We start from the raw sequence: 23,823 nt of genomic DNA on the forward strand, positions 1-23,823 counted from the left end.
CCTCCACCGAACCACGCTACTCAGCGAAGACCTCCGCAATGGTGATCGCCGTCTTCACTAGCCCCTGCGCCCTTTTCGGGTCCGCAATTTCATCCAGGCCCGTTTCGTTTGGCCGAGAAGCTTCTGTTGCTCTCGCTTGATGTTCACCGGAACCCGACGCACCGCGAAGATCGACCCATTGAGTCTGATGACGCAGTCCATGTAGTGTTTTCCCAGGTAGGCGGTGTGCTCCTCAGTCGTGTGCATATTTATGCCACGCCTGATATGTCCCAAGTCTCCGATGTGGTCTGCCTCTTCACCGTCGTTACGCACGGTCCAGCAAATGTCGGCGTATTGCGGAACGACGTGCCTATTGTCGATTTCAAACACAAGCCAACTGCCCTTCGGTACGCCTGGCACCTCGTTGCGGTAGGTCGCAATGAGGTTGCCACCGCGACGGTCGTACACCTTCACGTTGATCTCGGGAACCTGCATGAGCGCTCGATCAGTTGTTGCTTCGACCACCTCCACTTCGTCGGTCTCAGGAAGTGGCATCAAAAATGAGAATGCGCCTTCCCATGCGAGGGCGGCGGCCGCCTCATCTTCGGCGGTATCAGCTGTCTGCGCCGCGTCGTTCAGTACCGACAACCGCATGAGAAATGCAGTCCAGGATTCGTCGCGAATCCGATTCAGGTCTTCGTTGCGGTCGACGGGGTTGGGGACGCGGCGGTCTTTCGCCAGACGCTCGTAAACCTTTCCGACGACCGCGATCAGAGCGTCGTCGTCATCGGCGCCCAGCAGCCTCACGCCCCACATCTGACTGTATGCTTCTGCGGTAGTCACCGTTAGCAAAATCGAACTGGGCCTCGCTTCGGGTGCGTCTTCAAAGGCAACTGCGGCCCAACCTTTCAGATAGCGCACGAGGCGTCGGAGTTGGTCACGATTGTCAGGACCAACCACGTCTCTGAACCACTTGTATAGCTGTTTCGGGTCGCTGTCTTCCCACGCGCCGGAGAGACACGCGAGCCGCCTCGTGTCCGTCGCAGGATCGAGATGGTAGGTCGGCGTGTCGATGTGGAACTGTTGCGCATAGATGGCTCGGGAGCACCGTTCTTTCGCAGGCTCGACCACCTCCTTCAATTCGGGAGCCGACTTCTTGTATTCCCGCAGTTCCTCCTGCACCCAGTCCCGGATCTGCTGCGCGGTGGGACGGGCCTCATTCGCTCTCGCATTCCATGAAAAGTAAATACCCACATCGACGTCGTATTCCTCGCCCTTATGCACGGGCTTGATGAGCGTGCCGTACTTGTAGGACCCCTGCAGCCAGGTGGAGACAGGAAAGCCCCAACCAGACAACCTCGCCTTCAGGTGATCGGCCATCGCGTTCCACTGCGCCTGCAAAAACTGCCGCTGCTCCTGGGTCGGCGTGACGCGGCCATATAGCGTCTGTTCTGCGCCACCGTTGAACAGCCGAACTGCTTTCCCCATCAGTCTCCCCTCACCAGCTCTAGTTGTGGCTCATGCTTAAGATATGGCCGCAGCTTCGTGCCAAGCACGTCCGTGACGGCCTTATCTGCCAAAGCCAATAGCGTCGTGCGCGCCGCTTCGGTCGCAACATCAAGACCTAGGTCATTCGCCTGTTCGTTGGAAGGCTCGTGGTCAATGCGTAGATAGTTTTCGCCGAGCCGATGACTTACGAGTTGGTCCACGAACTGCTGCTGCGCCGAGATTATGACGTTGAAAAGCCGCTGATCGCTCATCCAATCTAGGACGCCAAACGCGCGACCGGCACTATGCGACACCGAGTACTTTCGTGTGGTTGTGCCGACGCTCAGCAGCCTTATTCCTTCCCTCGGAACATCGAAGAAATGCTCGGCTTCATGTATCGCGACAAGATCAGGAGCATTCGCAAACAAGCCTCCGTCCGCATACCGACTGTTCCCGACTTCCGCCAACTCGAAGAACGTTGGCGCCGCCGCCGTCGCGAGCGCAACGTCGACTGCCTTCAGCTTCCAGTCACGTCGCCACTCCGCCTTATGGCGCGTCTTGAATATCTGAGGCTTGCCCTCCGTCACGTTGACGGCAGGGATACAGAGCGGATGGAGTGCATCGCTGAGCGTGGCGTCGGCGGGTATGAGTTGCGAGATGACCGCGCGCAAATTTTGACTCGCATAACGAGGCGTTGACTTGTACTTCCACAGATCCAAGACCACACCCAGCCCGGTAGGTTTCTTACCCGGCGGAAAGATGGTTTGACCTTCGCTGACGAAGACCTCCACCACTCGCGACATAGGAACCTCAAAGGCGGCTGCGAGAGCTACGATGCCGCCAATCGAAGTTCCGCAAATGAGATCGAAATGCCGAGCGATGGGCCCGGCCTCTTTTTCCATCACATCAAGTGCTTGAGCGGTGAAAAGGCCTCGATAGCCTCCGCCTGTGAGAGCAAGAGCCTGAAAAGGCATGTCCATCGTCCACTTCGTAGACGACTGCTCTTCAATGCTCGATGCGCTAGCACCAGGTTCGAGGCTCTTTTCCATCTGCCATCTCGAGTTGACAAAGACGTGCTTCTGAGAATCAACGCGAAGTATACGACGATGTTCCATCTACGGTAGCGACCTGTCGACAATTTCGCGGACGGTCGAAAGAATTAATCAGTCGCCCCTGTTTCTCCATGACCTAGCTTCCGCTTCAACGGGGAAACACATGTTGACGGTAGAGAAATATACCCCACGGCGAGCAAGAGTAGACGAGCACTGCAGCGACAAATTCGGCTCGCGCAACCTCACCGGGTGACGCACGAAAATCGGAGCGCTGGCGCCCCTACTGAATGCCATCATGGTCTGTTACTGCGACACCGCCGGCTGCCCATTCGGCGAAATCGAGATCCACGACCAGACTCGGCTTAACCCGCCATTCGCTATGGGCTGAGTGTCTCGCCAAGGGTCTTTGGGTGCGGATTATTTCCTGTCGAAACGACCCGACGTTTACTTCATCGGCGCTTTCCAGAAAGCGTCTGGAACTGACGCAACGGGTAAGAGCCCAGTAGCTCCTATCAATGGACCGACCGCGTCAAGCGCCGACCGTCGAGCCGCATTACGGATAGGCATTTGTCACAAATTCTGAAGCATTCTCAAATTTTAAACTCATGCGCGTAAGTGCATCTGCGTACTGGCGGGTGCGCGCCCGCAGCATAGCAGACTCAAGTCGCCGACCCGTTTCACGCGCCTTAGTCGAATCGGAGTGACGAACCGGACTTTGGAAGCGCCGAGCACGAACCGTAGATATGGTTGAGCAGCTCCGACAGCGCATTGGCCAACGCCGCATATGCCTCCCTCAACGACTCATTCGCGACTCATTCGCGACTCAGATGCGATTGAGGAAGGCGCGCTTCGCGATAGGCCCGCCTCGGTCTCCAGAGCTGAGGGTTCAGAACGCAACGTTTGCGAAGCGGCACGCTCATCGTCGCACGGGAGAACGCCGATTAGGATTGTTTGGGATGAGAACTTGGTCGTCGAAGTCGGCGGCCGTGAAATCTGTATCAATCGCCCGGGAGATCGACTTGCGAGCTATACCGTCGTAGCAGAACCTCAACACACGCCGCACGGGTGTCGTCAGTGACGCCGATGAGACATCCGCGACGCAAATGAACTACAGTCGGCGTTCACTCGGGCAAACATTACTACAGAATACGTCGGGGTTCGTCCATGCTGACCACATAGGGAGCAACGAGATATGCACCGTTGCGCAGGCCGGAGCTTGACGACTCGACGGGAGCCACGACCGAGATGCTGTTGATGAGGGATGCGTTCCCTTCTCCAACCCTTGGTGGTCGTGGAACCGACTATCGTTCACTGTCATCGCTAGCACGAATTTCCGCATGGATATGTCGGCGGTGAGGAGATCGAAGGCGAAAAGCATGAGTTGTGACGTTCTGCAGCGGACGGTCGCACCTCAGTGACTTCGGACGGATTCGCTAGCAGAGCGTCGCCTCTGTTTTCGATGGTTACACGTTCTGGGGCACACGCTAGCTGCCCTTTCTGGCTCCGCCATAGTTTTGCCGCATGCCTCCCAAGGGCGAGAGTGTGCTCGGCCGTGAGGCAGGACCGGCCCTGCTATGGCCTTTGAAAATACGTTTGGCCAAGTTATCAATTCAAGATGTACGCCCCGTTGGTCATCGATTATATTAACAACGCCGAGCGCGAGATCCTTTGATAACGTCCCCATCCTACGGTCTCGGGGACCGCAGAAAGCAACAGTCCGGAAGACAATTGTTAAATCTGATGAAAGTTGCCCACCCTCAATACAGGCGCTTTTGATCGATTGTATTTTTTACTTATAAGGTTTTTTTGCGACGCGAACCCACGCTACTTGTGCGGTGAGAGCCTTCGACAGAGAGATCCTCAGGCCGCGAATTGTTCAAGGTCGAGATCACCGAGAGCACTGATGCGCCTGCTTTTCGAAGATTTCTCTGTTAAGGTTGGAATCTGCTCGACACGGTTTGTAATTTTTTCAGATACGAGGCGATGGTGCTGACTCCCAAAGGTCCGACGGATATCTATGAGGTTGCTCGTGGCCATCTGCGCGCTGAGATGGCGAAGCGGGAAATCAACATCCAGGAACTGTCCCTATTATTGCAACAAATTGGAGCGCCGGAAGCGCGCCGTTCCTTGGCAATAAAGATTAAGCGGGGGCGCTTCTCGTTGGGCTTCTACATTCAATGCCTCATGGTGTTAGGTGTCAAACGAGCCGAGCTAGATATTCCGGAACTCGAGGAAGCGCTGCAGAAAGGAATGATTATTTCGAGCCCACGACCTAAGCCTTCGGCTGAAAGGGAAGCCGAGTTCAATAAGCAGAAGGAACAGAAGCTTCGAGCGGAACGTCCCTCTAAGGCCAAGGCCGGGGCGGGAAACGCCACTGTCCAGGTCGCGCCAAAAGGTGTCGCGAAGCGCAAAAAAAACCTCTCCACGACGGAAGAGCCCGCATGATTAGTTATCTTGCTAGTACACCATGCTGGCGCGTAGACCTTTCATCCAGAGCGAACCTTCGGCCTGAAGGATCTCCTCGCATCGTGGGCGGAGACGGAGCTCGAAACAGTGAATAGGCAGGTGCAATACTTCAGCCTGCCGTTGTCCCTGCTGGAAAAACGATTGACCTTGCCGAAAATCGCGGCAAGCGCCCTCACTCTGGGCCTTTCCGCTTCGGACGACGTGCCAGCGCCCATCACCATATCTGTGTACACAGATGGACGTCCCGCCGGAACGCTCGCACGCATCTCCGTTTCTCCTTGAGGCCAGCCGAGGACCGTGATGAACACCTTGCACCGAAACACGGGCTAACGCGGTCAAACGACAGCCGGCCGACCTGCTGCGCCTCAGGGTCGACCCCAAACAACCTCGCGGTCGCGTAACGTATTCGCGGCTCGACCAGTGTCCGAAATGCCACTGTCCTAGCTTCAATATAAGGTTTACCCTAACATCCCGCGTTTTTGTATATTTTACCCACCATGCGGCATAAACATGGCTGCAGGCCCGTTTTGGACTTATCAATTCAGTGCGTTACTTGTTTATTCTCGGAAACTCCGGCAGACCTCGGTGTATGCTTTCTGCAGTTCGCCGATCGAACCTTCGTGATTGATGATTTCTCCCACTCGTCGGCAGGAAACAGGTTCTCCAGCCTCCTTAAGTTGGCTCATCGCTGCGATAACAGCCGCTTCCAGAGACAGCTTCCGCAATTCGCGCGCGGACTTCTGGTACTCAGAAAATCGACGAGCGACTAATCGTGCAAGATCCGGATGATGGATATATGCGTTGTACGCAGAGGCGAACCCTGCCTCGAGCATACAGCTTTGCACGGACACGGGTACGGCCGCATCGCGTGCTTTCTCCAACACTCTCAGCACTACTGCGCCGAAACTGGGACGCCTGCCATTCGCCGCTGTTCTTGATGTGTCAGAAAACCACGTGTGTGATTTGATATCCGGGATTGGACGCGCCTGTAACGTATGAAGCAGGCTCGTGTCCGTGACATGTGACAACGCTCTCCACTCCATCAGATTGAGACGAAACTCCCGCCCTTTATACGTGGCACGGTTCAGCGTTGCGCCCAGCCCTCGTTTGAAACGCCGCGTGCGTCGACCCGGAAACTGCTCCGAGATAAGCTGAGGGACAAACGTTCGCGCATTCGTCCAAGCTACCTCGTCGCTTTGACAGACCGCCATCAATTCCGCTGCGCAAAGACTTAAGTGCAACTCGTCGTCGTTGACTATGCACGAGCCGGCCCTATCGTCGCCGACCTTCAGCCCCATCCATCGGCCGCACTTCGTGCAGCACCCATTCCTTCCGCCGGCCGCGAATATACGAAGCGTTGAACATGCGCAATGTGGGCAAATTCGTGTCATCGAACGGCGATGTTTGATGCACGACCTATACGACTTCAAACGCCATATCAACGGTATAAAACAACCGCCTGGCTCGTCGGCGCTTTCCTCAAGACAGAAAGGGCAAAAGGTTCGATAAGCGTGAACATCGAGGTCTATGTCTACGATTTCCCGGAAACGCTTAAACGTCATGCAATCTAAACCTGAACGCTGCGTAAGAGTTTCCAATCGTGACAACCATTGCTCTCCGCGATCGTTTCCCGCTTCTACATTTCGACTTGCCATATACCGCCTATGTGACGCTGTCTCATCACCGATTGCCGCTCTGATAAACGCATTTACTGCAACGTGCTGCGCTTCCGCTTGTCGATGCACAAAACTGCTTAATGACTCAACCGCCCATGTTCCTTCGTTTTGTATCGCCAAATAGTTCAGCGGCATGTAGGACTCCGTCATTGGAGCAAAATCAACCAGAAGAAAGCGGGCCACCTCGTGGCCGCTTTCTTCAACGACATTTAGTTGGCTGCTTGACTGGGGGTTGATGGAGCAGCGTCTGCACCAGGCTCGCCAGGCAAGTTGTTCATAGGCGGGCGTTCGGGCAGGTTCTTACGCGTGAGCCCACGCTTTCCTGCGCGAGACACGGGCGCGTTAGACGCAGCCTTCGGCAACACGGAGGGGACAAGAATGGCGTCCTTTCCCTTTTTGTGAAAGTTCGTGGGCGTGACGGCAAGATGAGACGCACTAGCCCAATAGTTTTCACGGCTCTCCGGATCCATGGCAGCATAAAACATCTTATGCTCGATTTCCATCTGACCAGCCATGTGTTGATGCAAATAGTCCACCCACAGTCGAAGATCATCCCAATCCAACGGCTCTCCTCCTCGACGTAACGAAGCGGCTGTCGCCCGAAGTATGACCTTTGTGCCGAGGCCGACTGTTCCCCAAAGCCTCTCCACCATATACGCGCAGTGTGATTTCGTAAAAACGCCCTCCTTAATATAATCCGGGCCGAGTTTTTCAGCCATCGCGTTAACGACGCCCGCGAATTGCTTCACATCATCTTCTTCCGTGGGATCGAGAGGCAACATCCAAACCGGCTGAATGCGCGCTGTGAGCTGCGCGTTTTGCCATAGAAGCGGTGCGATCTCTGGGCCGCCCGCGAGAAACGCCACTTTTCTCGTGAGATCGGCGATCTCTTTGATCTGCATCGCCGCCTCCATCATCCTCCCGCTTTTTAGCAGCAGCGGGATCTCACCCGCTTCGTCGAGAAAAACTGCTGAATAGTAACCCTTATTGATTCTGTCTATAAGCAACCGCATCCGAGCGGCGTGTGTCGGCGCCCGGCCCGCCCTTGGCAAGGACCAAGGCTTGAGCGCCCCGTCGCGAATATCACCGTACGAAACGGTATGCGCGAGCAACTCCCGAGGCTGCCCTGTCGCCTCCAAAAGGCGATCAACGAATTCGCCTTTATCGAGGCTACCTCGATTTGGAGCTGGAAGGCGAATATAGGTACCACCCATCACAGGAAGGCCGTCCTGACGAGCCATCTCGACCAGCGCCCGGTCAGCGTGCTTCATTAACGCGGTCTTGCCAACATGTGTGGGCGCGATGAGGACGACTAGTTTCCCAGGCTCGTCCGTAGCAACAGCGTCCATCAGAATCTCGAACCACTCGGTGAACCGATCATACGCGAGGGTCCAGTGGTCGCGCATATAAGTAATGCGCGCTATTTGCTCCGGAGCAAGCCGGCGCGTCTCGGGTTTGCATAACACATCAGCCATTCACAGGCTCCCATTGGCATGTGACTTGGTCCATCTCGAATAAGAGACGGGGCGCGATTTTGTGCGTGCATTCGTTGCATTCGAACTCTCCTTAAACAGTTAAACATCACAGCCAGAGCCTATCAGACTCTGTCAGCGTACGACGCAAAGACCGGTATGTCGTCATCGGTCCAGTTGTGGTCATCATCCACGCCCAAATCCTCGTCCGATGTGCCGTCTTCGTAAGGACTAGCTACCGGCGGCGGTTTGAGCTTGACCTTCATCTTGACCTTCGGTCTTTCTTGGTTCTCAGGCGTGTAGGTCTTGCCCGCATTCTCGAGAGCGATGCCGTGAAGCACCTTCCCGTCCGCTTTCGTTCGCATATCGCGCAGCAATCGTCCGAGGGCCATGCCGCGCGCAGTCCTACTCTTTGCTTTGTCCTCTCCTTCACCTGTCAAATACTCTTGGTAAGCCAGACGCTCCAAGTGAGAGAACTCCCTCAACACATCGTAGTGATTTGATCTGCACTCTACCCATGCTCCCTTAACCCATGCTGCCACGCGCCCGATATTGTCGGGGTCATAGCGCACAAGAACATACCTCCCTTTGACTTCGGCATCCTTCAATTCAGATGCATGGTATTCGAGCGTGAGCACCTCAATCGTGCCCTCATCGGTCACTTTTCTGTAACCCTTAGGCACAGCGGGCATACAGAGATAATTAAACTCTAAGTCATTCTTGACCATTCGAATGTGAGAACGACCCACGTTGTCCAGTACTCTTTTCTCATAGTCAACAATCGACTCATGCCCAGTTCGCGACGACGGGTACATTGGTTCGATTTCGTAGTAAAGCTTATCGAACATATCTCGAATCTCAGTCAGCGTATGCCTTGCGGTCTCGCAAACTTTGAATCGGTCCAGCAACTTACGAAAGTCCACATCATATTTCGCATGCCCCGAGATGTTCATCAGGATTTCATTGTCATCCTTCTTGAACCCGGCCTCCACAGGCTGCCCGGCACGGGGAGTTCGCGCCGGCCTGTTTAGTTTGATAATCCCGTACCTTGCGATGGTCGCGTGAAATTGTTTTGCTTGAAATTCCAGCGCGCGATCACACACAAGGTACTGAGGCAGTTTCCCTTCGTTACGACGAACTGCTTCCCTCAGCAATCGATACAGCGTTTCATAGCTCGGTACTCCATAATGGATGGTATGTGCGAGCACGCGAAAAGTCGCCGCATCGCGCATGACACTCCGCCAAGCCCTGCGGGTCTGCACACGTCCGGTAACGCTGCAAACTAGCGTGACCGGCACAGGTGTGTGGTCTATATGCGCAAGCTCGAACGGGATTCTCCCTTTAACAAGTCGATTAATTTTGTCCCGAGGAACAAACGACCCGTATTCATAGGCAGCAAATCGACCATCCTGCTCGAGCACTACTACGGCCTTGTCGATCCGTCTCAACCTTCTCCGAATCGTCTCACCACTAACCGGAGTTACACCTTTTTCCTTGCATCGCGAGCCATAGACCCGTGTTACCGAACCAAAGGTTGGCTTGATATCATGGAGATAATCCTCCTTGAGACACTCAAGCCATACCCCGTATTCCGCTTCTTCAACTCGATCGAACCGAGAACCACAGTTATCGTAGTTGCGTACGAGCGCGTCAATAGGCGACGTGCCTTCCAATTCCGCCTTCTGCACTGCGCACCGGATCCTCGATACCGTGCGCGTCGACATAAGGACATCTTGATTCGGCCCATACGGCCATCGCCACTCCGAGTCCGGCCGCCCGATCAGTTCGTAAAGCGCCTCCGCCTCCGTCCGCCGCTTGTCGCTGATACGCATGACTCGGGGCGGCGTCACTGCCTCATAGACCCACTCTCCACGTGCGCAGTAGTCCCGGACCTCATCGATTCTTACTTCCTGGGTAGGCCCATTCACATCGCGCCGAACCCAGTATTTCGTGTCTCCTGCATTTACTACGATCCAAGCCTTACCGTCCCACGTGAACACCTGCTTTTCCACAGGAAGTGGCTTAAGCGGCGGCGGTGCTAGAGCGCCTTGCGCTTTCTGCTCTAGCTGGTGACGGACATATGTTGCCCGGTCCGAATACAAATACGCCGTCTCAACGTTCGTCAGGTCCTTTTCATGAAGAGCGAAAAAGACACGCCCTTGCGCGATCGCGCACTTGACAGCTTCGCCGGCGTGACCCGCTCCGATCAAATCCCTACGCCGCACGACTCCGTTCTCGCGAACGGCTTGTATCACCTTTTTTATCTCAGCCTCGTCCGGCTTCCGATAGTCAGGCAGAAGGCAGGACGACAGATACGAGAGATTCCCTTGCAGATACGGTCCAATCTGGGTATCAAGCATCAATCGATAGCCGATACCGTATCGTGCTGCCGCCGCCTCCGTGTTGGGAGACGTCCATGTTCCATCCTTGGCCTGGACGAAATGCGACGACTTCTGAACCTCCGATACGCGCCTGAGTTCAAGAAAATATGCGTTCGTTTTCTCAAGCACGAGCGCGTGCATCGGACGCGAGACCGGCCCGCACCGGCGGCCGTTTGCATCAAACGTCTCAACCCCACGAAGCCTGATTCTGTTCCAGAACTCAATAACTCCCGGGTTCAAGAGACGGCTATCGGCCACAAACAATGCGCAAAGTTCGGGAAAAACGCTGCCAAACTGCATAACACGGGACATCAAACCGCTTACGTAGCGACCCGTGACATTCTGGCATTCCCGATCTGACTTTGGCGCCGTGTCAGGCTGCCGTTTCCGTACCTCCCGGATAAACGCCTGACCAAGGGGCAGAACGCCTGCAGCTCGCATGAGACTCTGCAGTTGTGCATCCGTCAGCGGCGTTCCTGGCTTTATGGTCGAAATAACAACGTGATCGTCCGCTTCCTGTAAGTTTGCTGCGTTTTCCGACACACCCATCGCGGAGTTCCTTACTCAGCCGCGATGAACCAACTTCCATTCCTAAACCTGCGCTATCACAGTAACGAAACCGTGCGCGCCAGGTTGCGCTGGCGCATCGCGAATCAAAGTTCGGTCGCGCAGGCCGATAGGCGGACGGTCACCTCTTGACCAACACCCTCCGCTCGGTTTTACGCGACTTGCGCTCTTTCCGCTGGAGCCAAAGGACCAGGCTGGAATACTCCAGCGTGGTGCTTGAAAATCCAAAATTCTCTTATGCTTACTGCTCTGGTCTTCGTCGGGCAGACACTTCATCGTGTCTGTGACAAAAGACTGCGGCTCCAGCGTCAGTTTCTTATGTACAACACTCATCGGAACACTCCTAGATAAAAAAGGTCGATTAAAGTCACCCGCGTTTCTCAGACTCAAGCCGACGCCAATGAACTCAAGTAGGTCGATCGATTAGGGTACAGGTCAAGGGTCGCTCCCTCGAATCCGGCAAAGATGGGGTCCCGCTTGGGGCAGTAGGCTCGGCCATGAGCTATCGCCCGCTCGATTTGGTCATCATCGTGACCGTGTCGGTTCAGTTCTTCCCAACTCGTCGCGCCGCCTGCGAAAAGTTCGGCTTGAACCCTATTGGTTACGGATGAAGAATGCGGCAGCGGGGTCCACTCAACACAATGTTCTCCGTGACGCCCTGCGATATCCTCCAACTCGATCGGTTCGTCTGGAAGGAGTCGCCCGATGACGAATCCGTAACTGATGCCCAGCTTCGCCGCCGCTGCCTTGATCCTTGGTGCTCGCCACCCTCGATTGGTCTCAACATAGAGCGGGTTGTTTCTCATACTTGAGAAATGTCGGTAGTCGAGCAAGTATGCACGCCTCTTTTCGATGATAAGCGCATCGAAAGTAAGGTCTATCAGACATGAGTCGAACAGCCCGGTGGAATCTGGCACCATGACATCTGCAAGGGTGACCTGAGTGATAATCTGCAGAACATCCGTGCTGAGGCATTCCCTGACGGCCTGTTTCAGCTCGTTGTCTACAGTACCGTAATGCAGCTTCCTGCAAACCTGCTCAAATAGCTCGGATTCACCAGGATAGAGATCCTCCGGAACCTTTCGCTGCAAGAAATCGATTCGTTGCAGAAAGAGCCGCTCAGCCCACGCTTTGCCCTTGCGAGTCATTCCCGCGCTCGCAAGCACGCTGGGGAGTTCACTAAAGGACAACGAGGCTTTTGGTGGGTTGTGAAGAGGATCAAGATCACCGAGGCCGACCATGGCTTGGCTGGAAATGATGCTGTTTTCTGAGGTGCCCATGTCCCCTCCTTGAGGATCTGGGTGATGCGGCTAGTAGGGGTAGTTCTCAGGCGTCATGTCCAGCGCGGGCCGCTTTTTACGACACGCTCGTCTGTTGGGCGCCTTGAACACCGAGGGATGTCAGACGTCGTTATGACCTGCGCTGGAATTGTGTCGCTGGAAAGAACGCGGTTCCCCGCCCACTCGCAGACCGACGAATTGGTAACACTCGTGTCACTGAATGCTGCGCGTCAGGACCTACGCGAATTGACCCATCAGCTCGCTCCCAAATCTCAACGCGTCCCCGCTCCGTCCGGAGGTCTCCGCTTACGACATTCACGCGGTATTGGACATTCCTGTATATAAATGTGTTGTCCTGCAGCACCCTTCTACCGGACGAGCGAAAGCTCGCATCAGCTTCACGGCCAACTGCACTATCCCCTTTCAGCGTCGTGATCGCGCATCCGTCTCCATTCTTCCTTTTTTCGACCTCAGCTGCCCTCGGATTCCGAGAGTCGTATTCCGTCTCGCGAAGCACATGTGCCCACGGGGGCGACGACGAGATATCAATGCCTCTCGAAACAGGTCCACGCTCTGTGGCGTGGTAGATTGCGGGACCTGCGCTGCGCTGACGGTCAGCGTTGCGGCGCTTCATGTGACTGAGTAGGAACTTATTTGCCTCACCGATGGTTCGGATCCCCGCGATGCGCATGGCGCGGATCAAGTCGTCGCCAAGCCACTCGTTTGTTATGCGCTCGTGAAGCGGTACTTCAGGCATCTGCCGGTTCCTTCCGTCTAGCTCGTACATGTCGACGCACATGGCCTCTAGTCTCTTGCGAGAGGCACGCGAAAGATCGAGGTCCCTTTTGCAACGACGGATTCCGTGAAAGATTGTCAATTGACTACGCTCGGACGTGAAATACAAGTGTGAGACATCGGTCGGGTCTCGTCCAAATTTGCACACCACGAGTGTGCAAGGCCGCCCACGGCGCTCGAACCAAGCGGCATACCAGAATTCGAAAGGTGACAATATCTCATCATTCTCCACTCTAACCCCTTCTGGATAGACAGGCCCCCCCACAATCCGTCGGCAGACTTCGTCCAACGTTTCCGTGTCGCTCATTCCCGGCGGTGTTGAGGCGAGGTCCGGAACAGATTCGCCTGAACGAAATTTCCGTCGATTGTCGCCCATCAGCGCAATGACGCGTTGGTCGACCATAGATTGGTCCTCACCAAGTGCAGCACACGAGCCATTTGAACTCGGGGCACGCGGCTCACCGAGTAACGGAGTTCCGCTATACCATGGACGACTCTCTGTCTGCAGACTCGCGATTGACGAGCTTTCGTTTTCGCGACCTTGGAGGTCATCTTCAGCTCCAGTCGATTTGACCCGCGAAAGTGATTTCACGACGTTCCCGGCCTCCTGATCGAGCCCACTCAAGCCTGCTTGCAGACCCCCGCTTTTGCTTAAAACATTGCGAACGCTCGTGACAAAGCGCATGAGTCCGTTAAACGCGCGAGTTTTCGCCGACGGCGCTTCCTGGCCCACTTCGATCGAGCCAAGACGGTGGCCGTCAGCGTCAGCGTCTCTGCGCTTCGAAAACAGTGGAACGGCATGGCTCGACCTTAAGTCTCTCGAACGACGATCCATAACGCGTCGGTCCGTCTTGTTCCCATCGACACTTTCCAATTCATTTTCGGACATACTGCAGCCCTCCTTAAATTAATTGTGACTCGCAGTTCTCGCGACACCGTCCCGCCGCACTCGACGGAAAGTCACCGGTTCGGGTCGCAGAAGACCTCAATGAAGCTGTTGAGGCTTGCGCATCTTCTTGCTGCCCTCTTTGCGGTGAGGGTACGCAAATACATTTGCGACGCGCGCGTCCAACTTAACGTACACGATGCAATTACTGCCTCGAATTGTTCGGCCAGTATCTCGGTAGGCCTCTAGACGCCCGTAAAAGTCGTCCATGATTGTGCGGTCCTGCGCGGGCCCAGTAGATTCCAGAGTTACCGAGACATTTACACGTTCCGGTGCCCCCCAAAATAGCTTCTCGCCCGTCGACAGCTTCACTATGTAGGCATACTTATCGTTTTGCACGAAGCTTCTTTCTGCTGCTTTCATGACGTTTCTCCTGTGTAGGTCGGAAACCCAGAGAGCCTTAACACTTGCGCCCTGTTCGTTGTCTTCGTCGATGCGACCAACAACTTCCTGCCTGTTACATCCCAGCGTGTGTCCGTACGTAGAACTTCGACATCTGTGTCGAGTCGCGCGGGAACCGCGTGGACTTGCTCCACTTGAAGGCGCAGAGGCTTCATGGATCTCATCCCAAGCCCTGTACCGACGGATGACTCGAGCGTGCGTCAGTAAATCAATCGACCAACAACGCGAATTCTTTCGTGAAGCCAGATCGCATAGTTGTACTGCACATGTTCAACTGCGCTGCACTCCATCCTTCTCTAAGTACCAGCCCCAACGTATTGCAAGGTGGCAGCCCCCTGGTCCTGAAAGATAGATCACGAACGCCTAAGGCGCAAGGTTTACCTGTGACTTCGAAGTGCTCACAGCTGTTGCTTTAATTATCCCAGCGAGAAGCTCAGCCTGCTCGCTTCGGAGCGGCTCTTCTTTGGTTTACGCCGATCATGACCTACACTTCGCCTGCCCCCCCTCTTTTCTCACTTCAAAAGGAGTTCAACAATGCGCAACATGGCTGGCTCCACAAACCTCCGGTCGGCACCTCTCGCGCCAAACGCTCAGGGATGCCCTAACCGCTTGCTTGTCGCCGCGCGCTACACACGTCACTGGGTGTCGACCGATTCCTCTGGAAAGTGCACTGAGGAGTCGGAGGAAGTTAGGCTGTACACACTCGGCGTACTTTGTGCGGCACCGTGTTTTTTGGGGCGCCATCAAGTCTTCCACGAAGACGGATCTTGGGCCGAGATCGAGTACAAGGCCCATCCCTCTGCTCAGCCTAAAACATGCGCCGGATGCGGGCTGCGACCCTTACATAACGCCGTGCTGAACAAGCTGGATTCTCTTCATGAATTAGTTGCTTAGCATGACTATGTTTTTGATTGACTGGACAAGCGGGATTTTGCAAGGATGGGCGCTACTGTCGGCGTTACAAGCTGCAATGCTTCTTCAACAAAGCCCTTCTCGATCGAGTCTGCTCGAAAAGGTGCAGGAAACGGGGGCGCCCCCCCCAACTCAACTCCTTACCGGAGGTCGTCGTGGAGAATCTTGTACCTGACAACTTTGGTTTTGATGTCAATCAGATATGTCGAGAGGACATCTGCTCATTGCGTGGTTTCCCATCACCGTCCAGGCATGAAGCTGCAGAGCTCTGGTTTGGTCAACACGTCTCGTCCTTCTTGTATTTGAAGGGTTCGTTTAATGAGACTGTCTTCGCGCAGTTGCCGAAGGAACCGACGGATATCGTTTTGGCCACAGGCGATCACGGGCCTGTAGACAAAACTGCGTGTCTCTTCCGGAGACTTTCGTCCCCCGTTTTGTGGGCGCTGGGCGGCGAGGAACTTAAGGCAGATTCAACAAAGCTGGCCATAGCACAGCAAGTCATCAAAGATCGCCCCATTTTTCTTGCAGGCCGCGACGTCGTGACCGTGCACGATATTGATTTCTGCGGTCCAGCGCCCGAGGAAACAGGACATGATGCCGCCATCGCATGTGTTGGGCGCGATGTGTCGGGCTTAATTCAAAGGAACAGCAAAAATGGCTCATCAGCACTCCGGCAATCAGACACCGAGCGCCGCCACGCGTCTACATTGCACGCAAGATTCGACTCAAAGGCGAGCCCGTGCGACGCCCGCATTTGGAATCCGCGCTTCGTGCTCTCCCACGACCGGCGCTTGCCGACCGACACGCAGATCTCAAAGAGGCTCGCTCAGATCGGACCGAATGTCCGCGCCGCGAAAGCCAGATCCGGCCGCCAGACAACATGTCGAACAGAGAAAATGCGCTTTCCGATACCAGCGCCCGTCGTACATCTTCACGCCGAAGGAGGCGACACACCGGCCCTTCGGTCCTTTTACGCCACCAACCCAGGAGAAAAAAATTTCTTAATTCATCAGATTGAATTGCTTCAAAAGCAGCCCAATGCGGCGGCATCCGCCCTCGCGATACTTTCAATGGGCGATGCAATATTCTCGGTTCGAGAGCCGACCGCCGTTCAGGATGCGCCTGCAACGGGCGACGCCATTCTCAATGAGAGCACCGCTAATTGGTGTCGATGCATCCTACGCGGCCAAGCCGCCCTCGGAGCTACTCAGCTTAGGTTTGCATTCGAAACGTTACCGCTGAGCAGTTTTGCGCTGAACGAGCCGATTAAAATTGGCGTCTTGATCGAGGGCATAGATGCCACACAAGAAGCCGACTGGACTCGGAAACTCGATGATCTCCGTCCTCGTTCGGCTAGCGCCCACATTTCCTTCGATGTAATAGGAGTGGATAGCCTACGGTCCGCTAAAGAGCTCGTCCGAACGCTCTCCGCCGATGCGCTCGACGCGGCATTCGAAGCGGTAATGCATTCGTAGAGCGCATTTGTTGCAAATCACCCAAACTTGAGGCTTCAATGAAAAAAGGACAAACCAATGTTTCTGAAGAGAGCTCGGATTCGAGCTATCTTTTGACCACAGTCTCCGAGAACACGGTCTGGTACGTCACTCAACGGCCGTGTCGACAGGGATTTGCACCACAAGGGGTGCTGCAACTTATCGTCGAGTCACCTTCATCGCAGTGTCTGCACATTGAACTGGCGAATAGACGCGACCGACGATCAATTATGCATAAGGTCAAGTCGCTCTTACTGCATAGCACGCCACCGGACTTCCTTCTGATGTCGTGCCATCGCGGATATATGGAACTACTGCAACATATGATTCGCACACGGTCACTCTTGTTACCTTTGTGGTCGGACGCCTTCGACGACGCCACACCGGTCCAAGCTTGCATCTCGTCGTTTGATAGCTACCTCGAAGGCACCCCTCCACACTTTGCAGACGGAATTTCCTCGTTTAACGGAATGTGTCGCGAGTGGCAACAGATGCACAATGATTCACTTGCGGTGTTGCAGCCCACCAGTGGAAACATCAGGGCGTTGTTCACGGAACGGCCGGCAAAAAGTAACTCGAAAGATTGATGGCTTTGCAGCGAAGAGCGGTCTTATCGATTCGGCTGACGCTACATAACGTTTCGCTTGATAGTTGATGTCCTCATGATTGGTCTCGTTGGTGAAAAGATAGCAGATACCTAGCCAGGCCTTGGAAGCTGGATGTCGAGTAGCGTCGCGTTCGTGTGCCCGCAACCCTCCCGTGGCCGCTTAGCGCCAACACCAATCCAAGACGCGCTCTGCCCCCTTGCGCAGACCAAGACGAGGCTGCTCTTACGACACGGACGCATAGAAGAATAAGTCGAGGGAGTTCTACTTCGTCCATCATCGAGCGTAAGCTGCAGTTTTTGTCGCTCACGACGGCCGACGTCGTGGTGTATTGGATGCTCCGGCTCCGCCTTACGGACCGCGAGCGCCGGCGTCGGTCCGAGCACGAGGCTGTTACGCCCGAATACGAAGGAAGTCACCGAATTCATCGAAATCGCAAGTAGGGAATTCGCCGCGAAGATGTTGGAGAGATATCTGGACATTGTAGGATCTGGAGCGGTCAAGTTGCGACTTGTTTGATGTCCGACAGTGGGAAATTAACCTCACACACAGACGCAGGGCCCTGTCGCAAAAGGCTGAGAACTCCTCCCCTCAAGAAATTAATGCTTCCGCCGTTAACGCCTAAGGCCCGTTTCAATCTAGATCCGATGATCCGGAGTTAGACGGATGCTCACGTTGAAGGGCGGTCTGTGCGAAGAGTGGTTGATAGCCTCCAAGAGCAGGCTGTTCGCTGATTAAGAATCGCCCCTTTTTCATAACACACCGAGTTACCTCAACGGATAGGGACGGACGCTCTTCCATTGAGGAAAAGCCCGCTTGCTAACCAAGTCCAGCAGTGTTTGATTGAAGAAAGGGCGAAATGTTTGACGACAATAAATGGCTTGGATCCGACGCACGATTCGCACCTTCTGCTCGTGCAGGCCTTGGGATTTTGCTGGCACGGAACGTTCGCTTTGTACCGACGGATCCCCGTGAGATCGGACGGCTCCTTAAACGAAACATCCCATGGCACCGCGTTGCGCTTTGGGGCCATGCGCCCCAAGTGCTCGCTGCCAGCGACTTTGTAGAGCCCGGCCTAGCGATCCAAGTTGCAGAGGCGTTGAAGGATATTGTAGAGCGAGAAGGGCTTCGAATCCGTGTTTCTAAGTCCGTATGGGAGCAGCAACCAGCGTCTGTTGACGCGATCGTGAGCGACCTGAGCCAAGTTGTCAGCCCAGAGCATGTGTTTGTCGAATGGCCCGGACGAGCGTCCGTCCCGTTGCCAACGACTCGTCGAGCACAGTCAAATCGCCTGGTCGTGGAAGCGTCCAACTTGGTGCGCAGTGAGCACCCGGATGGCTTCCATGCTTTGCCCAATGCCACGTGGCAGACTGATGCGTCGGCGACCGACGTCTACGTCCTGTCCTCCCAGGAGCTGCCAAGAACTCGGGTGCCGACAATGGTCGCGATCATGGTTGGCGCGGAGACCAATGGCACTATTGAACGCTTCCTGCACTCGCGCGAACAGCATCGCGCCCGCTGCTTGATTTCTGTGCCAGTCGATCGTGTTCAGGCTCGCCCTTGGCTAGAAGCGTTCTTCTCCGCGTGGTCCGAACGTTGGACGCCGATTGACGATGCAGTGAAAGCCGCAAATGCCAAAACCGGACAGAAGGCGCGGGTAGTGGCGGCGACGCAGACATTCATTCTGGACAGCAATAGCAGGTTCATCCGCCCAGACGATGGCCCTTCATATTTGCCGCTAACCTCAGTCGAACGCGCGCCTTCAGGGCCGGCCATCGAGTCACCCAGACGCGATCCAGAAGATGATCTTGTTGCCCCAAGTTCTCCCTGGAGGCCGGTGGACGAGCCGGACTCCGATTTACGCACAGACGGTGCGCCGTCGAAGACCGGATCTCGGGTCCTGAAGGAAGGCGCGGCGTTCAGTACATCCGCGCGTGACGCCCGCGCAGGGGATGGTATCGCGCTCGTGGAATCGGAGGACGATTCGCAACCGAGCACGCGCGTGCTTGATGCGCGATTGATGTCTGGATCTAAACTCATCCGACGCCTACCAACGTCGGGAAGCATCGAGATCCTCGTTGACATCCGTCCGAAGACTAAGCTCGATGAGGATCGGCAGATTTTTCCCGACGAGGAAGTCAAGTGGCAGGGTGACGCAAAGAAATTCCAGGTCCACATGCTCGAGCTTGGCTCGGACCCCGTAACTCTTGCAATTGACGTTCCTCCTTACGGGCGTTCAACCGCCGCGTGCTTCGACTATGCGTTGCAAAATCGACGTATGGACCTTCGCTTCATTGTTAGCGATGGCGCACGCATTCTTCAGACGGCGCGCCTGCAGGGGGATCCTGACGACTGGGTTCAATTCAATGTTGAGAGCATCGCCTCTCCGATTGCTCATCATCAAAGTCGATTCGATCTCGCCTTGCTGGTCAACGATAGTCTCGGAGGCGAGCCGAGTCTCACGTCGCTGATGGATTTGAGGATTCAGTTATCGCCAATCTCGAATACACAAGCCGACACGGCGCGGCAGGAGATGCTAAAGATCCTGGAAGGAGCTGTCGTCAATCCAGACGCGTCGACGGCACAAACGCTTTTCTATCTGGCTAACCATGGAAGACTTCTACTCAATTACCTCCGAGATCACGTCGAAGGATGGCCCCTCCACATTGACAGAGTTCAACTGACGACACAGTCAGACGCCTTTTTCCCGTTGGAATACCTGTACGATGGGCAAATTCCGCCAAATAATGTTGGTGGACTGTGCACAGAGAGCAATGCATGTCTTTCCAAGGGCGAAGCAGTTCCGGCCTGTCCCAAGCGGGCGGCTCTCACGCAATTTTGTCCGATGGGTTTCCTCGGCGTCACCGCAGTTATTGAGCGTCAAACATGGCTTCGGGGCAGCCCGCCAGGTATCTGGCTCGCGTCTCCGACCGCGCTTAATAAACGCGAACAGATAACGAACGTCAATCCGATCTTGTTTTGTGCTAGCAACGAAGCGGACCAGTTCGACCAAGAGCAAGATGCGTCGCCGCAGAGACATCTTCGCACAAGCGACGTTGTCGAGACGCTGGATTGCATTCGTCCAAATTCATGGCGCGAGTGGGTGAACGCGATTCGAAGCGAGCGTCCATCCTTGTTAATGCTTGTTGTTCATATCGAAAACAACGAGTTACATCTGGGCGCCGACGACACCTTGATCATTGGTGCAATTTCTCCTGCTTATATTGGAAACGAGCACCCCATCGCGATTGCAATAGGATGTTCCTCGGGGTATAGCCGCATGGTCGGCGCAGGGCTTCCGTACGTGCTCATGAGAGAAGGGGCCCGTGTGGTGATCGCTGCCATGACCGATGTACTTGGACGCCATGCGAACAAATCCGCCCTCGAGCTGGCGCTCGCTCTGCGAGAAGCTGTTTCGCCCGAAAGCACTGAAGTGGTATCAATCGGCGAACTCATGCTTCGTTTAAGGAGAAAGCTCCTAGTGGCCGACATCGCGCTGGGACTTGCATTGGTAGCTTATGGGGATGCTTCCGTTGTTTTAGCGCCGAATCCATTTCACAAAGGAGCCGAGCATGTTTGAGGTCAAGGCGATTCAGGCCGAACATGGTGACGCGTTGCTTATCAGTTATGGTACGCCAGAAGCGCCATGTCATATCTTGATTGATGGCGGGCCCAGCGGTACATGCGCCAACCTGATATCCGTCCTCGAAAAGAGCAAGGTCGACAGTGTTTTGCGGCTCGAGGCGCTGGTAGTAACCCATTACGACCTCGACCACATCCAAGGCGTCATTGAGTTGCTAACGGATAAGCCTGATTGGCTCGAGATTAATGACATCTGGTTCAACGGCTACACGCACGTTCATGGGACAGCCGATCGATTGGGACCTAAGGAGGGCGACGAGCTTACCGCCCTCATCGAGGGCAAGTATTGCTGGAACAAAGCCTTTGATAACAAAGCTGTGCTTCATGTGGTCGCGCCTATTAAGCTTACCGGTGACATGAAGGTGTATGTCCTTTCCCCGAGCCCGAGGCGACTTTCAGCCCTTGCGCAACAATGGCGCACCCTTGGCACTCCACCTGGAACGAAACACGCACCAAGTGACTTGCTGGGACAAAAAGACCCGTGGCCGCCGGGCAACTTCAAAACGCTCACCTCGACAGACCACTTCAATGCGGATCAGTCGGTCCCGAACGGTAGCAGCATCGCGCTTTTGCTCGAATATGACGGGCGGCGACTTTTACTCGCCGCCGACGCGTTCGCGAGCGACGTAAAGTCTGGACTGTTCAACTGCTTCAAGCGCGACATTGAGGTTCACCTGCTGAAGGTTTCCCATCACGGCAGCAAGGCTAACACTGACGCAAGCCTATTGAAATCAATTGGGTGCCACCGCTTCATCCTCAGTACAAGCGGAAAAGGGCATGCACATCCGGACAATCAACTTATTGCAAGACTTGCAGCCGCCTCTGGTAGCCGCGTTGGCGAACTTTACTTCAATTACGCAGTAACTCGCACACTCAGATGGAGCCAGACAGGGTTGTGCAACTGGCCTGTTCTGAGCACCGCTTTTCCGGAAAAAGACGACGTATTTATCGGCATCGAGGTCTGAAGAATCGACCTCTGGCTCTAAGAGGGTGCCTCCTGGTCTCCTCAGCAAAGAAAAATGCGAGGGGTCGGCCCCGTCCCTCTGCGACTGCCAGCGGCTTGCTTGGTAGCGCCGATGTAACGGACCTCCGCACGCCTGCTGAACTTGCAACGAGGAGTTTCCGGCAAAGTCCACCCCCAACGCTCGAACTCCGACGGTGGCTGAAGACTGAATACGGTCGAAACGCATGATGTCCGACCGCCTTCCTGCGCGCGCCGCCACGAAGAGAGCATAGTTCCCGAATCGGTCAGATCGTCGCTCAGACGACCCACGTCACTGGTTACAGCGTCGCAGAAGGATTACCCATATCGCGGACATTGAAGTGCTGGGATCCGAGTAGCCAACCGTCCTCGGACAGCCCGTCTTGAGAAGTCCGAAAATTCAAATGGATTTGCGTTGCTCGCCGCCTTTCGTACAAATCTATTTTCATGCCTGAGACTCGTGTGGCCCTTTTCACTTGCCCCTTTCAATAGCCGGACCTCCGCGAAGTTCAGGGACCGATTTAGTGGTTTCGCGCGCTCACGGCGCATCGCAGCTATCGGCTGAATGTCGCATTGCTTCCGCCCGCCGTGTGCACCACGCCGATTGTCAACAAGCGCCAACATTGGTAGCGAAGCTCGTTCAGCGTTGCACGGACGCAACAAGGTCAAAGGCGCGTCCGGCGAAGAATCGCGTGCGCGGTTTGCGCCGTGTGGATTGGATATGATCGACCTTCCAGAATGCCGGTTTACTCGACGTCCACCATTTGTGCGTTTCCGTAGCCCGGGCGCGGGAATCTTTGCGAAGTGCCGATGTTCGGGCAACGCGGCGCGCAACCAGTGCCTTCAGTCATTGATGCAACCCCATTTATTCCACAGCAGTCGGACAATTCTCATTCGTAGTCTTCCGAGACTGCCTCGAAGTAACCAAGAAAGAATGAGCTTTAAGCTAATATGTCTGGAGATTGTTTCCTTCCGACGTCGGAGTCAGCGAGCACACGAGCAGTACTGCGATTCCAATTCATGCAGCGCATCTTGGACGATCGTCAAGACCACAGACTTCCGGGGCCCGGAGTGGACGCTACCTCGTCATAAAATCCGCAAATTGCCAGACTTCTGACCCATTTCCGAGAAAAGGACAAACTTTCCGCGACCGTCTAGTGTTGAAATCGACTGTGAAGGGGTGAATTTGGCGGGAAAATGCCAAACTCTCCGCCGTGCCAAAGTCAAACTTCAGTTGTGCCACCAGGTGTTCGCCGGATCCCGGTTTCGTGTCGGTTTATTAGCGTTGCCCCTGTGCGGGGCGGCACCTACTTTCTTTGCTGCTGCAAAGAAAGTAGGCAAAGAAAGCAGCTCGAGACGCCCGCGGTCATACGCAATTTGGCCACTATTCTCGTTGTTCGTGGCGTCTGTAGCGAGTGCCCTCGTAGGCCTAACCGGGCTTGGACCGCGCACGGTCTGACTAGCTAGTTCTTATAGTGCGCTGGTTCAGCACGAAATAGCTTCGGCACAGCGCTGCGCGCTGCCGTTGGGTATGCAAGGGAAACCGACGAGAAAAGGGAAACGCAGAAGCACACGCAGACCCGATTGACCCATCGGCCGCGAAGCAGGCCGGAGCCTTTTCGTGCTGAACCAGCCACGCACGTGGTGCGATGTGGCAGACCGTGCGCGGTCCAAGCCCGAGGTGG

11 protein-coding genes and 1 pseudogene are annotated in these 23,823 nt (G+C 55.2%); 5 read left to right on the forward strand and 7 right to left on the reverse strand.

What is annotated here, in order from left to right; all coding sequences use genetic code 11:
• Positions 1-57: 57 nt before the first annotated feature.
• Together BTHE68_RS20950 and BTHE68_RS20955 are read right to left on the reverse strand one after the other, a co-directional pair.
• Positions 58-1,467 carry a CBASS cGAMP synthase gene (locus tag BTHE68_RS20950; protein ID WP_162068127.1) on the reverse strand — a complete coding sequence of 470 codons (1,410 nt, stop codon included), beginning with the start codon at positions 1,465-1,467 and terminating at the stop codon, positions 58-60.
• Positions 1,467-2,516, reverse strand: a complete 1,050-nt coding sequence (locus tag BTHE68_RS20955) for a CBASS cGAMP-activated phospholipase (protein ID WP_162068128.1) — start codon at positions 2,514-2,516, stop codon at positions 1,467-1,469. The genes BTHE68_RS20950 and BTHE68_RS20955 overlap by 1 nt, the downstream gene beginning before the upstream one ends.
• 400 nt (positions 2,517-2,916) lie before the next feature.
• Between BTHE68_RS20955 and BTHE68_RS36915 the strand changes: the two are divergent.
• Both BTHE68_RS36915 and BTHE68_RS20960 read left to right on the forward strand, forming a co-directional pair.
• A pseudogene (locus BTHE68_RS36915) lies at positions 2,917-3,102 on the forward strand (porin); the annotation flags it as partial.
• A 1,400-nt stretch (positions 3,103-4,502) separates the two neighbouring features.
• Positions 4,503-4,964 carry a DUF6471 domain-containing protein gene (locus BTHE68_RS20960; protein ID WP_162068129.1) on the forward strand — a complete coding sequence of 154 codons (462 nt, stop codon included), beginning with the start codon at positions 4,503-4,505 and terminating at the stop codon, positions 4,962-4,964.
• A gap of 578 nt (positions 4,965-5,542) precedes the next feature.
• On the opposite strand, the gene BTHE68_RS20965 is transcribed toward BTHE68_RS20960, so the two are convergent.
• The 5 genes from BTHE68_RS20965 to BTHE68_RS20985 all read right to left on the reverse strand — a co-directional run bounded on the left by BTHE68_RS20965 (position 5,543) and on the right by BTHE68_RS20985 (position 14,465).
• Positions 5,543-6,796, reverse strand: coding sequence for a TniQ family protein (locus BTHE68_RS20965; protein WP_162068130.1), 1,254 nt, complete (start codon positions 6,794-6,796; stop codon positions 5,543-5,545).
• 74 nt (positions 6,797-6,870) lie between these two features.
• The gene (locus BTHE68_RS20970; RefSeq protein ID WP_162068131.1) at positions 6,871-8,136 is read right to left on the reverse strand and encodes a hypothetical protein; all 1,266 of its coding nucleotides are present in this window, start codon (positions 8,134-8,136) and stop codon (positions 6,871-6,873) included.
• 122 nt (positions 8,137-8,258) lie between these two features.
• On the reverse strand, positions 8,259-11,063 hold the full coding sequence (locus tag BTHE68_RS20975; RefSeq protein WP_162068132.1) for a TnsB C-terminal domain-containing protein: 2,805 nt from the start codon (positions 11,061-11,063) through the stop codon (positions 8,259-8,261).
• A gap of 404 nt (positions 11,064-11,467) precedes the next feature.
• Positions 11,468-12,361 (reverse strand): hypothetical protein, encoded by an 894-nt coding sequence (locus tag BTHE68_RS20980; RefSeq protein ID WP_162068133.1) that lies wholly within the window; start codon positions 12,359-12,361, stop codon positions 11,468-11,470.
• Positions 12,362-14,141: 1,780 nt separating this feature from the next.
• The gene (locus tag BTHE68_RS20985; protein ID WP_162068134.1) at positions 14,142-14,465 is read right to left on the reverse strand and encodes a hypothetical protein; all 324 of its coding nucleotides are present in this window, start codon (positions 14,463-14,465) and stop codon (positions 14,142-14,144) included.
• A gap of 1,106 nt (positions 14,466-15,571) precedes the next feature.
• Between BTHE68_RS20985 and BTHE68_RS20990 the strand changes: the two genes are divergently transcribed.
• The 3 genes from BTHE68_RS20990 to BTHE68_RS21000 all read left to right on the forward strand — a co-directional run bounded on the left by BTHE68_RS20990 (position 15,572) and on the right by BTHE68_RS21000 (position 22,121).
• A complete protein-coding gene (locus BTHE68_RS20990; RefSeq protein ID WP_162068135.1) occupies positions 15,572-16,891 on the forward strand; it encodes a hypothetical protein in 1,320 nt (439 codons plus the stop codon).
• 1,482 nt (positions 16,892-18,373) lie between these two features.
• Positions 18,374-21,094, forward strand: a complete 2,721-nt coding sequence (locus tag BTHE68_RS20995; protein ID WP_162068136.1) for a hypothetical protein — start codon at positions 18,374-18,376, stop codon at positions 21,092-21,094.
• On the forward strand, positions 21,087-22,121 hold the full coding sequence (locus BTHE68_RS21000; RefSeq protein ID WP_162068137.1) for a ComEC/Rec2 family competence protein: 1,035 nt from the start codon (positions 21,087-21,089) through the stop codon (positions 22,119-22,121). Before BTHE68_RS20995 ends, BTHE68_RS21000 begins: the two co-directional genes overlap by 8 nt.
• Positions 22,122-23,823: the final 1,702 nt, after the last annotated feature.

Source organism: Burkholderia sp. THE68, from assembly GCF_009938265.1.
In the GTDB taxonomy this organism is placed as follows: Bacteria; Pseudomonadota; Gammaproteobacteria; order Burkholderiales; family Burkholderiaceae; genus Caballeronia.

Bases quoted from the DNA above. Each gene is read 5' to 3' on its own strand.
- BTHE68_RS20950 (WP_162068127.1), bottom strand. From the start codon at position 1,467: ATGGGGAAAGCAGTTCGGCTGTTCAACGGTGGCGCAGAACAGACGCTA.
- BTHE68_RS20955 (WP_162068128.1), bottom strand. From the start codon at position 2,516: ATGGAAAAGAGCCTCGAACCTGGTGCTAGCGCATCGAGCATTGAAGAG.
- BTHE68_RS20960 (WP_162068129.1), top strand. From the start codon at position 4,503: ATGGTGCTGACTCCCAAAGGTCCGACGGATATCTATGAGGTTGCTCGT.
- BTHE68_RS20965 (WP_162068130.1), bottom strand. From the start codon at position 6,796: ATGCCGCTGAACTATTTGGCGATACAAAACGAAGGAACATGGGCGGTT.
- BTHE68_RS20970 (WP_162068131.1), bottom strand. From the start codon at position 8,136: ATGGCTGATGTGTTATGCAAACCCGAGACGCGCCGGCTTGCTCCGGAG.
- BTHE68_RS20975 (WP_162068132.1), bottom strand. From the start codon at position 11,063: ATGGGTGTGTCGGAAAACGCAGCAAACTTACAGGAAGCGGACGATCAC.
- BTHE68_RS20980 (WP_162068133.1), bottom strand. From the start codon at position 12,361: ATGGGCACCTCAGAAAACAGCATCATTTCCAGCCAAGCCATGGTCGGC.
- BTHE68_RS20985 (WP_162068134.1), bottom strand. From the start codon at position 14,465: ATGAAAGCAGCAGAAAGAAGCTTCGTGCAAAACGATAAGTATGCCTAC.
- BTHE68_RS20995 (WP_162068136.1), top strand. From the start codon at position 18,374: ATGTTTGACGACAATAAATGGCTTGGATCCGACGCACGATTCGCACCT.
- BTHE68_RS21000 (WP_162068137.1), top strand. From the start codon at position 21,087: ATGTTTGAGGTCAAGGCGATTCAGGCCGAACATGGTGACGCGTTGCTT.